General features: G+C 68.8%; 9 protein-coding genes. 5 read left to right on the forward strand and 4 right to left on the reverse strand.

All coding sequences use genetic code 11. From position 1 onward, the window contains the following. Positions 1-151: 151 nt before the first annotated feature. The gene (locus tag V8Z74_RS02930; protein WP_349707854.1) at positions 152-1,066 is read right to left on the reverse strand and encodes a LysR family transcriptional regulator; all 915 of its coding nucleotides are present in this window, start codon (positions 1,064-1,066) and stop codon (positions 152-154) included. Between the two features lie 108 nt (positions 1,067-1,174). On the opposite strand from V8Z74_RS02930, the gene bla reads away from it, so the two are divergent. Then, positions 1,175-2,080 carry a class A beta-lactamase gene (gene bla, locus V8Z74_RS02935; RefSeq protein ID WP_349707856.1) on the forward strand — a complete coding sequence of 302 codons (906 nt, stop codon included), beginning with the start codon at positions 1,175-1,177 and terminating at the stop codon, positions 2,078-2,080. Positions 2,081-2,137: 57 nt separating this feature from the next. Here bla and V8Z74_RS02940 read toward each other — a convergent pair whose 3' ends face one another. Both V8Z74_RS02940 and argA read right to left on the reverse strand, forming a co-directional pair. Beyond that, positions 2,138-4,519: an adenosylcobalamin-dependent ribonucleoside-diphosphate reductase gene (locus V8Z74_RS02940; protein WP_349707857.1), complete on the reverse strand. Its 2,382-nt coding sequence runs from the start codon at positions 4,517-4,519 to the stop codon at positions 2,138-2,140. A 199-nt stretch (positions 4,520-4,718) separates the two neighbouring features. Continuing rightward, positions 4,719-6,065 (reverse strand): amino-acid N-acetyltransferase, encoded by a 1,347-nt coding sequence (argA, locus tag V8Z74_RS02945; protein WP_066470126.1) that lies wholly within the window; start codon positions 6,063-6,065, stop codon positions 4,719-4,721. Between the two features lie 362 nt (positions 6,066-6,427). Here argA and V8Z74_RS02950 point away from each other — a divergent pair, with 362 nt between their 5' ends. Genes V8Z74_RS02950 through V8Z74_RS02965 form a run of 4 tightly spaced genes read left to right on the forward strand, consistent with a single transcriptional unit; the run spans position 6,428 to position 11,228 of the window. Continuing rightward, positions 6,428-7,867 carry a TolC family protein gene (locus V8Z74_RS02950; protein ID WP_349707859.1) on the forward strand — a complete coding sequence of 480 codons (1,440 nt, stop codon included), beginning with the start codon at positions 6,428-6,430 and terminating at the stop codon, positions 7,865-7,867. Further along, entirely contained in the window at positions 7,864-8,904 is a 1,041-nt protein-coding gene (locus V8Z74_RS02955; protein ID WP_349707860.1) for an HlyD family secretion protein, read from the forward strand. Before V8Z74_RS02950 ends, V8Z74_RS02955 begins: the two co-directional genes overlap by 4 nt. Then, the gene (locus tag V8Z74_RS02960) at positions 8,901-10,085 is read left to right on the forward strand and encodes an ABC transporter permease (RefSeq protein WP_349707862.1); all 1,185 of its coding nucleotides are present in this window, start codon (positions 8,901-8,903) and stop codon (positions 10,083-10,085) included. Before V8Z74_RS02955 ends, V8Z74_RS02960 begins: the two co-directional genes overlap by 4 nt. A gap of 54 nt (positions 10,086-10,139) precedes the next feature. Further along, positions 10,140-11,228 (forward strand): ABC transporter permease, encoded by a 1,089-nt coding sequence (locus tag V8Z74_RS02965; protein ID WP_502879444.1) that lies wholly within the window; start codon positions 10,140-10,142, stop codon positions 11,226-11,228. Between the two features lie 51 nt (positions 11,229-11,279). Here V8Z74_RS02965 and V8Z74_RS02970 read toward each other — a convergent pair whose 3' ends face one another. Beyond that, positions 11,280-12,479, reverse strand: coding sequence for an MFS transporter (locus V8Z74_RS02970; protein ID WP_349707865.1), 1,200 nt, complete (start codon positions 12,477-12,479; stop codon positions 11,280-11,282). Between the last annotated feature and the right edge of the window lie 38 nt (positions 12,480-12,517).

Consider the following 12,517-nt stretch of genomic DNA (forward strand, 5'->3'; position numbering starts at 1 on the left):
GGTTCAGTGGAGATTCTTTGTTACATGCGGGCGGCCTAATGTGATACGGCGCAATTCTGTTGAGTCTTGTACAGGCAGGGATGCATCAGACGGTTTTCTTATGGGAAAGGGCTTGTCCGAGCTTGATTTGCGTAAGTCGTATTCGTGCCTGTCAGGCCGATTCCGGATCAAGCGATTCGGTCGGCAAGCTGCTTGCCGAATTTCCTTCGTCCTGCAGCTGCGCCAGCAGCCAGTGCCTGAAGGTCTGCAGCGCCGCACTGACCGGGCGCGACCTGAGGTGGGTGAGCCAGTAGGCGCCGGTGTCCACCTCCTGTGTAAAAGGCCGTACCAGCCGGCCCTGGCGCAGCATGTGCTCGAACAGGCGCGTGGGCAGCAGCGCGATGCCGGCACCCTGGGCGGCGGCCTCGGCCAGGGTCAGCGAGGAGTCGAACATGGCGCCGCGCGCCAGCGGTGCGGGCTGTCCGGCGGCGGCAAACCAGCCTTCCCACTCCTGCATGCGGTAAGAGCGCAGCAGGGTCTGGCCGGCCAGGTCGGCGGGCTGGCGCAGGCGCTGGGCCAGTGCCTGCGTGCACATGGGCGACAGCGGCGCGCGCAGCAGCATGTCGGCCCGCGTGCCGTGCCAGGAGCCGTCGCCGAAGCGCACGGCCGCGTCCAACCCTTCGCCGGCCAGATCCACGCGGTTGTTGTGCGTGAGCAGGCGCAGGTCGATGTACGGATGCAACTGCTGGAACTGGCCCAGGCGCGGAATCAGCCAGCCGATCGCGAACGTGCCGACCACGCCCACGGTCAGGATCTCGCGCGGGCGCGGCTCGGCCACCTGCTGCAGCGATTGCTCGATGCGCTCGAAGCTCTGCGCCACCACGGGCCACAGCGCCAGGCCTTCGTCGGTCAGCGCCAGGCCGCGCGGCAGGCGGCGAAACAGCGGCTTGCCCAGGCGCTCCTCCAGGTTGCGGATGTGCTGGCTGACGGCGGCCTGGGTCACGTGCAGTTCCTGGGCGGCGCGCGTGAGGTTGAGGTGGCGCGCCGCGGCGTCGAACATGCGCAGCGCGTTCAGGGGGAGTTGCATGCGTTGATCTCTTAGTTTTTCTAATGACTGATGCCAAATATTACCGTTGGTCTGCAGCTGCAAGCCGCTGTATGCTCCAACTTATATAGCGTGACCAAAGAGGGACTTATGCAACGACGCAGTTTTGTAGCGACATCCATCGCTCTGGGCCTGAGCACCTGGGGGTTGGGCGGCTGTGCCATACCGACCAGGAAGCAGCTGCAGGCTGCCAGTGCGCTGTCCGACGAACTGGCGGCCGTCGAAGCCCAGGCGCAGGGCCGGCTGGGCCTGCATGCACTGGACACGGTGTCGGGCGCCGAGGCCGGCTGGCGCAGCGACGAGCGCTTTCCCATGTGCAGCACCTTCAAGCTGCTGTTGGCCGCGCGCGTGCTGTACCTGGCGCAAAAGGGCGAGATCAGCCTGTGGCGCAAGATCTATTACTCGCCGTCCGAACTGGTGCCGTATTCGCCGGCCACCGAAAAGCGTGCCGGCGCCGATGGCGGTATGACGCCGCAGGATCTGTGCGAGGCGGCCGTGGTGCTCAGCGACAACACGGCGGCCAATGTGCTGCTCGACGCCACCGGCGGCCCCGCAGGCCTGACGGCCTGGCTGCGCGAGATGGACGACAAGGTCACGCGGCTGGACCGCAACGAGCCCACGCTCAACGAAGCCCTGGCCGGCGACGAGCGCGACACCACCACGCCCCGGGCCATGCTGCACACCATGCAGAACCTGCTGCTGGGCGATGTGTTCGAGGGCTTCGGCCGCGCGCTGCTGCAGCAGTGGCTGGTGGACAGCCGCACGGGCGACAGGCGGCTGCGCGCCGGCATGCCCGGCAGCTGGAAGATCGGCGGCAAGACCGGCACCGGCAACAACGGTACGGCCTGCGACGCCATCATCGTCTGGCCCACGCCGCAGTCCGAGCCCGTGCTGGTCACGGCCTATCTCACGGGCAGCAAGCTCGACACCGCGGCCCAGGAGGCCGCGCTGGCCCGGGCCGGCGAAGCCGTGCGGCGCTGGTATTACGCCGTCTGACCGGGCCGGCGTACCGGCGGGCAGCCCGGTGCGCAGGCGCCGGGCCTGCTTCGGCATTCATCCGCAGGAGCCTATGTAGCCGCAGGCCGTGCAGAACGAGCAGCCGTCCTTGCGGATCACGGCATGGGCGCCGCATTCGGGGCATTTGCTGCCGCCGGCCGGCAGGGTGGGCTCGGGCGGCGATGCCGGAGCGGCCGAGGTGCTTGGCGCCGGCTGGGGCTGGCCGCGGTTGGCGATGATGCTCTGGATCGCAAATGCCAGCAGCGCCACTTCACTGTCGTGCCACAGCGGGATGCGGCTGCCGTCCTCACGGGTCTTGAAGCCGTAGCGCACCGGGCCGCGATCCCAGGCCACCTTGCGCAGGTCGGCCAGGGCCTTGTCGAGAAAGCCGCCGCGCGCTGCCAGGCTCAGGCTGCGCATGGTGGCCGTGATCCATTGCTGGCTCTCGCCGGTCTGGCCCACGGGCATGAAGAATTCGATGGGGCGTTCCTGGCCGCCGACCACCATGAAGCTCACCACCAGGTACAGGCGCCGCACGCCGTCGCGCGTGAAGTATTCGATCTTGTCCACCACGGCGTTCAGCGGGCCTTCGGGGCGGCGCTCGATCACCGTGTCCATGCCCGCTCCGCCGGCGGCCGGTGCGGCACCGGCCGCGGCAGGCGGCTCCACGGCCAGCACGGCGCCCAGCGTGTCGTTGGGGCGATAGGTGGCGCAGCCCTTGAGTCCGGCCTCCCAGCACTGCATGTAGAGATGCTTGAAGTCCTCGAACGGATAGTCGGCCGGGATGTTGACGGTCTTGGAGATCGAGGTGTCGATATAGGGCTGCACGGCGCGCATCATGGCCACATGCTCGGAGGCGCTGAGTTCCAGCGCGCTCACGAAGGAGTCGGGCAGCGGCGCGCTGTCGCCATGCAGCGCGCGGTAAAGGCGGTGGGCGTGGTCCTCCACCAGATAGAACTCTGCGCCGCCGTCGGCCGTGCGCTTCCTGCGCGTGTAGGTCCAGGAGAATGCCGGCTCTATGCCGTTGGAGGCATTGTCGGCAAAGGCCAGGGATACCGTTCCCGTGGGTGCGATGGACAGCAGGTGGCTGTTGCGTATGCCGTGCTTTCTGATGGCCGCACGGATCTCCTTGGGCAGCCGCTGGATGAAGCCGCCCCGCAGGTATTGCCTGGCGTTGAACAGCGGGAATGCGCCTTTTTCCCGCGCCAGCTCCACCGAGGCCAGATAGGCCGCATCGCGCATGGCGCGGGCAATCGCCTCGGCCTGGGCCAGGCCCTCGGGGCTGGCATAGCGCAGGCCCAGCAGGATCAACGCATCGCCCAGGCCCGTGAAGCCGACGCCGATGCGGCGCTTTTGCTGGGCCTCGCGCTGCTGCTCGGGCAGGGGCCAGGCGGTGGCGTCCAGCACGTTGTCCAGCATGCGCACCTGCACGGCCACGGCCTCGCGCAGGCCATCCAGGTCGAAACGCGCTTCGGGCGTGAACGGCGCCTGTACGAAGCGCGTGAGGATGACTGGCCCCAGGTCGCAGCAGCCATAGGGCGGCAGCGGCTGCTCGCCGCAGGGGTTGGTGGCGGCGATGTGCTCGGCATACCAGAGGTTGTTGTCGGCGTTGATATTGTCCAGGAACAGGATGCCGGGCTCGGCAAAGTCGTAGGCCGAGCGCATGATGGCATCCCACAGCTCGCGCGCGGGCAGGCTCTGGTAGACCCACAGCCCGTCCTCGCGCCGGTGGGCGCCGGCCGCGATCTGGCCGTCGCTGGGCGCGGCCGGGTGCACCAGCTGCCAGGGTGCGTCGTCCCGTACGGCCTGCATGAAGGCATTGCTCACGCCCACCGAGACGTTGAAATTGTTCCAGCGGCCTTTCTGGCGCTTGGCCGTGATGAATTCGCGCACGTCGGGATGGTCGATGCGCAGCACGCCCATCTGCGCGCCGCGCCGCGCGCCGGCCGATTCCACCGTGGTGCAGGAGGCATCGAACACATCGATGAAGGAACAGGGACCCGAGGCAAAGGAATGGGTGCCGTGCACCAGCGCGCCCCTGGGCCGCAGGTTGGAGAAGTCATAGCCCACGCCGCCGCCGCGGCGCATGGTCTCGGCTGCCTGCGACAGGGCCGTGTAGATGCCGGGATTGCCCTGGGCATCGAAGCCGTTGGTGGCGTCGGCCACGGGCTGGACGAAGCAGTTGATCAGCGTGGCCTTGGTCTGCAGGCCGGCAGCGGCCATGATGCGGCCCGCGCCGATGGCGCCGCGCATCAGGTTGTCGAAGAACCTGGCCTCCCAGTGCGCGCGCAGCGCTTCCTTTTCGACGGCGGCCAGGGCCTTGGCCACGCGGCGGTAAAGGTCCTCGGCCGTCTGCTCGCCGGGCGCCAGGTATTTTTCGGCAAGCACATCCAGGCTGATGGCCTGGGGCGGCAGGGCAGGCGGGGTGGTGGCAGGCATGGCGTATCCAGTCATGGCAATACGCCTGTTGTACCCACGATGGCCGAAACGGTTGTGACGCAACGCAACAAACCCCCTGCGGCGCCTTCGGCCGCCGCTTTGGCCCTGCGCCAGCGCAGAATGCTTGCCTGCTATCTAAAACAATAGCTTCCAGCGCTTGATTGACAAGCGCTGGAGCCTGTTTTGGCTTGAGGCTGGCTTACAGCTTCTTGACCAGCACCTGGCTCTTGCGGTTCCAGTTGTACTTGGCCTTGCGGGCCTCGGGCAGCCAGTCGGGGTCCACGGGCTGGAAGCCCCGCTTGATGAACCAGTGCATGGTGCGCGTGGTGAGCACGAACATGGTTTCGCAGCCCAGGGCGCGTGCGCGCTGCTCGATGCGCTTGAGCAGCTTCTCGCCGTCGCCCGTGCCCTGGCTCTTGGGCGAGACGGTGACGGCAGCCATTTCGGCGGTCTTGGCCTCGAGGTAGGGGTGCAGCGCCGCGCAGCCGAAGATCACGCCGTCGTGCTCGATCACCGTGTAGCTGGCGATGTCGCGCTCGATCTCGGTGCGGTCGCGCTTGACCAGCGTGCCGTCGCGCTCGAAGGGCTCGATCAGCTGGATGATGCCGCCCACGTCGTCGATGGTGGCCTCGCGCAGCTCCTCGAGCTTTTCGTCGATGACCATGGTGCCGATGCCGTCGTGCACATAGATTTCGAGCAGCAGCGCGCCGTCGGTGGCAAACGGCAGGATGTGGCTGCGCTCCACGCCGTGCTCGCAGGCGCGCACGCAGTGCTGCAGGTAAAAGCCCACGTCCGTGGGCTCCTGCGCCGGCGGCAGCTGCGCCAGCAGGCGGCGGGCCGCATCCAGCGGCAGTTCGGTGTCGATGGGGTTGTTCTCGTCGGCCGGGCCCGTGGGGTCCATGCGGATGCCGGGCACCTCGGTCAGGAACAGCAGCTTGTCGGCCTTGAGCTCGATGGCCACGCGCGTGGCCACTTCCTCCATGCTGAGGTTGAAGGCCTCGCCCGTGGGCGAGAAGCCGAAGGGCGAGACCAGCACCAGCGCCTCGGACTCCAGGGCGCTGCGCATGCCTTCCACGTCCACCTTGCGCACCAGGCCGGTGTGCATGAAGTCCACGCCGTCGACGATGCCCACCGGGCGCGCCGTGAGGAAATTGCCCGAGATCACGCGCACGCGCGCGCCGGCCATGGGCGTGTTGGGCAGGCCCTGGCTGAAGGCGGCCTCGATCTCGTAGCGCAGCTGGCCCGCGGCTTCCTGGGCGCAATCGAGCGCGATGGAATCGGTCACGCGCGCGCCGTTGTAGTAGCGCGGCTCCTGGCCCTTGAGGCGCAGCTGCTCGTTCACCTGGGGGCGAAAGCCATGCACCAGCACGATCTTCACGCCCATGGCCTGGATCATGGCCAGGTCCTGCACGATGGAGCTAAGTTTGCCCGAGGCAATGGCTTCGCCCGTCAGGCCCACCACGAAGGTCTGATGTCGGAACTTGTGGATATAGGGAGCCACGGACCGGAACCAGGGAACGAAGGTGAAGTTGAAGACGGTGGACATGGGGTGATGCGTGAGAGCCTTGTGAGGGGCGGCTGCTCCCGGGCGCCACCAGGAGGCGGCGGCCGGACTGGACAAAAAAAGCCTGCGGGCCGGACAGGCGCGCAAGCAGGCCGTAGTTTAGCGGCTGCACCCCAGGCGCACAGCGGAAAAGGACGATGTCCGACGCACGGCGGCGAAACTGCCGAAAACGCCCATGGATAATGCTCCCATCGAAAAAGAGCAGGTCGTGCAGCGATCGCGGAGCCGGGGCAGGCCTCGAGAGGGTGTTCACCGCAGCGGCGCGTGCCTGCGCATACCTGCCCATGCCGCCAGAACATCCTGTTGCCTTTCTCCCGTCCGTTCATCCGCGCTTGTCGACCTTCATGCATTCCAGCTGCTTTTCCCTGGCACTGAGCCTGCTGGCCGGGGCCGCGCTGCCGGTCCGGGCCCAGCCCCCGGTGCAGGCCCAGCCGGCCGCCACTGCCAGTACCCTGAGCTTCGAGCAGGCCCACGCGGCGCTGCTCGAACGCTCCGAGCAGCTGGCCGCCTCGGCCAAGGCCGTGGTCAGCGCCCGCCTGCGCCGCGAGGGCATGCAGGGGCTGGGCGGCCCGTCGGTGGCCATCACCGGCATGGGCTACCGTTATTCGGCCAATGTCGACCTGGACCTCGACCCGGCGCGCCGCGCCCTGGGCAATGGCATCTTGCACCTGCCACCGCAGCTGGGCGGCGCCGTGGGGCAACTGCCCAGCCTGCCGGCCAATTACGACCTGCAGCGCAAGAGCAATGTGGCCTCGGCCAGCCTCTCGGCCGTGTGGCCCATCTACATGGGCGGCCTGGGCGATGCGGTGCGCGGCGAGCTCGACGCCATGGCCGATGAAGCGCTGGCCGATGCCGCCACCAGCGCCGACCAGCTCAACACCTTGCTGGTGCAGCGCTATTTCACGGCCCAGCTGGCCGAGCGCGCCGCGGCCCTGCGCCGCCGCGCGCTGGAGGGCGTGCGCGCCCACGACGACGCGGCCCAGCGCATGCTCAAGGCCGGCGTGATCGCCCAGGTCGAGCGGCTGCAGGCCAGCGCGGCCCTGGCCGATGCCCAGCAGCAGGCGCGCAAGGCTGACGACGATGCGCGCCTGGCACGCAGCGCCTTGCTGCGTACGGTACATGCAGCCGGCGGCGTGCGCCCCAGCTCCCCCTTGTTCGTCAGCAGCGAGGCCTTGCCGCCGCTGCAGCAGTTTCTGGATGCGGCCCAGAGCCGCCATCCGGGCCTGAGCAAGGTGGCGGCCAAGCGCCGCCAGGCCGAGTCGCTGCACGATGCCACCGAGGCGCTGCGCAAGCCGCAGGTGCTGGCCTTCGGCATGCGCGAAGTCAACACCTCGGGAAAGCCCAACTGGGTGGCCGGCGTGGCCGTGCGCTGGACGCTGTGGGACAGCATAGACCGCGACAAGCTTGCGGCCGCCGGCCAGCGCAAGGTGGAGCAGGCCGAACTCACCGACGCTCAGGTGCGCTCCGACATCGCGCTGCTGGTCGAGAAGAACTGGCTGGCCGTGGAGCAGTCGCGCACCCAGTATCTGTCCGGCCAGGCCCAGGAGGATCTGGCGCGCGAGCTGCTGCGCTTGCGCGCGGCCGGTCTCAAGGAAGGCACCAGTACGGCGCTGGAGCTGATCGATGCCCAGCTCAACCTGGCCAAGGTGCAGACCGAACGCGCCGCCGCCGCCAACCAGTATGTGCAGGCGCTGGCCGCCTTGCTCGAGAGCACGGGCCAGACCGATGAGTTCACCCGCTACATGGCCCGTGCCGATATCCGGATCACCGCAGACGCACCATGAATACACCCGTTCCGACCCCGCCACCCTCCAGCCCCAGCCCTGAAGTGCCGAAGCAGGCCAGGCGCCTGCCCGTGGCCGTGCTGATCGCCGCGGCCGCGGTGCTGATCTTCATTGTCTGGGGCTTCTGGCGCGCCGCCCAGCCCGCGGCCCCGTATTTCCAGGGCCAGATGGAAGCGCGCGAGGCCGACATCGCGCCCAAGGTCACGGCCCGTATCTCCAAGGTGCATGTGACCGAGGGCCAGGTCATCCGGCCCGGCGACCTGCTGGTGGAAATGGACAGCCCCGAGGTGCAGGCCAAGCTGGCCCAGGCCCAGGCGGCCCGGGATGCGGCCCAGGCCGTGGCCGCCAAGGCCAGCAACGGAGCCCGGCCCGAGGAGGTGCAGATGGCCCGCCTGAGCTGGCAGCGCGCCCAGGCAGCGGCCGAACTGGCCAGGACCTCGTACGACCGCGTGCAGAGCCTGTTCAATCAAGGGCTGGTTTCGGCCCAGAAGCGCGATGAGGCCCAGACCAACTGGCGTGCCTCGGATGCCCAGGCACGGGCTGCCAAGGCACAGTACGACATGGCGGCCAGCGGTGCGCGCGCGGAGGACAGGACCGCCGCTGCCGCCCAGGCGCGCCAGGTCGAGGGCGTGGTGGCCGAGGTCAAGGCCGCCGAAGCCGAAACCCAGCTGCGCAGCCCCGTGGGCGGCGAGGTGGCGAATGTGCTGGCCAAGCAGGGCGAGCTGTCGCCCCAGGGCGTTTCGGTGGTCACCGTGGTGGACCTGAACGACCAATGGGTGGTGCTCAATGTGCGCGAAGACCAGCTGCAGCGCTTTGCGATGAAGAGCCGCTTCACGGGCCGGCTGCCGGCGCTGGGTGACCACCAGGCCGAGTTCGAGGTGTTCTTCCTCGGCGTGCTGCCCGATTTCGCCACCTGGCGCACCACGCGCGGCAGCCAGGGCTTCGATGCGCGCACCTTCGAAGTGCGGGCGCGGCCGGCCAAGCCCATAGAGGGCGCACGTCCCGGCATGAGCGTCATCGTGGAGAGCGGTGCGTGAGTCCCTTTGCCGCCAGCCTGCGCCGCGAATGGGGCCGGCTGCGTGCCAGCCCCTGGGACTGGGCCATGGTCAGCTGGGTGCCTTTGCTGGCCCTGGGCCTGATGTGCTGGATTTTTTCGGCCGGCCAGCCTTACCGGCTGCCGATTGCCGTCTGGAACGAAGACCACTCCTCGCTGTCGCGCCAGCTGGTGCGCATGCTCGACGCCACGCCGGGGCTGCAGGTGCGCCAGACCGTGCTCAACCGCGGCGAGGCCGCCGATGCGCTGCAGCGCATGCAGGTCTATGGCGTGGTGCACATTCCGCCGGACCTGGCGCGCGACGTGAAGCGCGGCGCCGGCGGCACCATCACGCTGCTGCACAACGCGCAACTGGCCACCGCATCGAGCCTGCTGCAGCGCGATGTGCGCCAGGTGGTGGGCACGCTGTCGGCCGGTGTTGAAATGCAGGCTGCGGCCAAGCGCGGCTCGCCCCACCAGGCACTGCGCGTGCAGATGGAGCCCATCAAGACCCAACTGGTGGCGCTGTTCAACGTCTCCACCAATTACGAGCAGTTCCTGGCCGCCACGCTGGTGCCCGCGCTGCTCCATATCCTGGCCATGACGGCCGGTGCCTGGTCCGTGGGCCGGGAGCTGCGCGAGCGCACCTTGGGTGAGTGGCTGAGCCCGGATGGACAGTCCGCGAGTCTGGCCAGAGTGGCGCCAGCCCTGCTGGGCAAGCTGCTGCTGCCGGCCGCGCTGCTCTGGGGCAGCGGCATGGCGGCGCTGCTGTATCTGGCGCAGTTGCGCGGCTGGGCCGTGGCCGGCAGCATGGCGTGGATCGGCGCGGGCCTGGCGGCGCTCATCGTTTTGAGCCTGGCGGCCGGCGCGGCGCTGGCCGGCATCACGCTGTCGCTGCGCACGGCGCTGTCTGGCACGGGATTGCTGTCGGCCCCGGCCTTCGCATTCAGCGGCGTGGGCTTTCCGCTGCTGGCCATGACGGGCAGCGCGCGCGGCTGGGCCCTGGCCATGCCGTATACGCATTACGCGCGGCTGCAGATGGAGCAGTGGCAGATGGGCGCGCCCGTGGCGCAATCCCTGCCCGTGGTCTGCGGCCTGCTGCTGGCCGCCTTGGTGTTGCTGGCGCTGGCCTCGGCCGGCCTGCTGCGCGGCCTGCAGCGGCCCGACAAATGGGGAGGACGCTGAGCCATGGCGGTCCCAACCGGTTTCTTGCGCCTGTGGCTGGACAGCCTGGCGGCGATGCTGCGCGACAAGGGCGCGGCCCTGCTGTTGCTGGGCGCACCCGTGCTCTACGGTTTCTTCTATCCCTGGTTCTACAGCTCCGAAGTGGTGCAGCGCGTGCCCGTGGCCGTGGTCGTGCAGGACAACTCGGGCCTGGCGCGGCAGATGCTGCGCTTTGCCCAGGCCAGCCCGCGCATCCATGCGCAGCTGGTCACGGCCGATGAGGGCGAGGCGCGCGCGGCCGTGCTGCGCGGCGAGGTCATGGGCTATGCGCTGCTGCCGCGCGACTTCAAGCGCGATGTGCTGCGCCGCGCGAATGTGGTGATTCCGGTCTACGCCAATGGCGCCTATCCCTTGGTCAGCAAGCAGGTGCAATACGGTTTTGCCGAGGCTTTCGGCACCGTCTCGGCCGGCGTGGAGATCAAGCGCCTGCAGGCCGGTGGGCAGAGCGCGCCGCAGGCGGCCGTGAGCCGCTCGCCCGTGAACGCCCAGGCCGTGGCCCTGTTCAACCCCACCGAGGGCTATGGCAGCTTTGTGGTGGCGGCCGTGTCCGTGCTGATTCTGCAGCAGACGCTGCTGATGGGCAGTGCGCTGCTGGTCGGTACCTGGCGCGAGCAAGGTGCCGACCGCGTTGGCTCGCGCCAATGGCTGGCGCGGCTTTTGGCACTGTGCGTACCGGGCTGGCTGGCGGGGCTGTTCTATTTCGGCTGGATCTTCATCTGGCAGGACTTTCCGCACGGCGGCAACCCCTGGGGCGCGCTGGCGCTGCTGGCCTGCTTTGTGCCGGCCGTCGTGGGCTGCGCCTGCTTGCTGGGCTGGTGGCTGGCCGATCGCGAGCGGGCCTTGCAGGTGGTGCTGTTCTCCTCGATTCCGCTGGCGTTTCTGGGAGGCTTCACCTGGCCCGTCGAGGCCTTGCCCGAGCCGCTGCAGTGGCTGCGCTGGCTCTCGCCCAGCACGGCCGGCATACAGGCCTCGCTGCGCTACAACCAACTGGGCGCACCCCTGGTCGCTGCCCTGCCGCATCTGGCCTGGTTGGCCTGCATGGCGCTGACCAGCTGGTTGGCCGTGCTATGGCTGGGCCGCCGCTCGCCGGCAGTGCGGGAGTAGGAGAAAAACTGCCGCAAACCGTTGCCGTTCAAGCGCTGAAAGCTATTGTTTTTATAAGGCGGATGCATGCTGGCGGCGCGCCTGCAGGCCCAGCATGAGCAGTACCACGGCCACCAGGGGCAGCATGCCGTAGTTGATGCCGTTCCAGCCGGCCGTATGCAGCAGTTCGCCGGAGCCGAACGAGGCCACGGCCACGGTGCCGAATACCAGAAAATCGTTGAAGGCCTGGACCTTGGCGCGTTCGGCCGGGCGGTAGCATTCGGTCAGCAGGGCGGTGGCACCGATGAAGCCGAAATTCCAGCCCACGCCCAGCAGCACGAGCGCGCCCCAGAAATGCAGCAACTCCAGGCCCAGCAGGGCCAGGCCGCCGGCCATGGCGATCATGACCAGACCCAGGGCCGTGATGCGGCGCTTGCCGAAGCGCGCGATCAGCCGGCCCGTGACGAAGCTGGGCGCGAACATGGCCAGCACATGCCACTGTATGCCCAGCGCGGCTTCGCCCACGCTGTGGCCGCAGCCCACCATGGCCATGGGGGCTGCCGTCATCAGGAATGCCATGAGGCCATAGCTCACCACGCCGGCCGCCGCAGCCACGACGAACTGCGGCGAGCGCGCGATCTCCTTGAGCGGCCGCGCCTCGCCGGCCACGGCCCTGGACTGGGGCGGCGGCAGGCGCAGGCCCATGAGCAGCGGCAGAGCCAGCAGGGCGAGCGCCGCCTGGCTGTAGAAGCTGCCGGCAAACGGCGTGGCCGGCAGGGCGTCGCGCGTCCAGATCACCACCTGCGGTCCGATGATGGCGGCGATCAGCCCGCCGACCATGACACGCGAGATGGCCCTGGCCTGCTGTGCAGGTTCCGCCACCATGTCGGTGGCTGCAAAGCGGTAGCTCTGCACGCAGGCCGCATAGAAGCCGGCCAGCGCCGTGCCTATGCAGAAGGTCACGAAATCGGAATGGGCGATGCCTTGGGCGGCCACCACGCCGGACAGCACGCCCAGCAGCGCACCCAATACATAGGCCTGGCGCCGGCCCAGGCGGTTCATCAGCCAGGCCGCGGGCAGCGTGGACAGGGCCAGGCCCAGCTGGTAGATGCTGACCGGCAGCGTGGAGGCCGTGGGATTGCTGGACAGTTGCTGGCCGGCCAGGCCGCCCAGCGAAATGATGATGGGCGGCGAGGCGCCGCCCAGGGATTGGGCTGCTACCAGCAGGCCCATGTTGCGGCGCTGGTGTGTGCTGTATGCATTGTGGTTCATGGCGTGGCGGTCTGGAGGCGGGGCGGGTGCCCGTCCAT

The sequence above is a fragment of the Comamonas sp. w2-DMI genome, from assembly GCF_040187735.1.
Classification (GTDB): domain Bacteria; phylum Pseudomonadota; class Gammaproteobacteria; order Burkholderiales; family Burkholderiaceae_C; genus Comamonas; species Comamonas terrae.

Bases quoted from the DNA above. Each gene is read 5' to 3' on its own strand.
- V8Z74_RS02930 (WP_349707854.1), bottom strand. From the start codon at position 1,066: ATGCAACTCCCCCTGAACGCGCTGCGCATGTTCGACGCCGCGGCGCGC.
- bla (WP_349707856.1), top strand. From the start codon at position 1,175: ATGCAACGACGCAGTTTTGTAGCGACATCCATCGCTCTGGGCCTGAGC.
- V8Z74_RS02940 (WP_349707857.1), bottom strand. From the start codon at position 4,519: ATGCCTGCCACCACCCCGCCTGCCCTGCCGCCCCAGGCCATCAGCCTG.
- argA (WP_066470126.1), bottom strand. From the start codon at position 6,065: ATGTCCACCGTCTTCAACTTCACCTTCGTTCCCTGGTTCCGGTCCGTG.
- V8Z74_RS02950 (WP_349707859.1), top strand. From the start codon at position 6,428: ATGCATTCCAGCTGCTTTTCCCTGGCACTGAGCCTGCTGGCCGGGGCC.
- V8Z74_RS02955 (WP_349707860.1), top strand. From the start codon at position 7,864: ATGAATACACCCGTTCCGACCCCGCCACCCTCCAGCCCCAGCCCTGAA.
- V8Z74_RS02965 (WP_502879444.1), top strand. From the start codon at position 10,140: ATGCTGCGCGACAAGGGCGCGGCCCTGCTGTTGCTGGGCGCACCCGTG.
- V8Z74_RS02970 (WP_349707865.1), bottom strand. From the start codon at position 12,479: ATGAACCACAATGCATACAGCACACACCAGCGCCGCAACATGGGCCTG.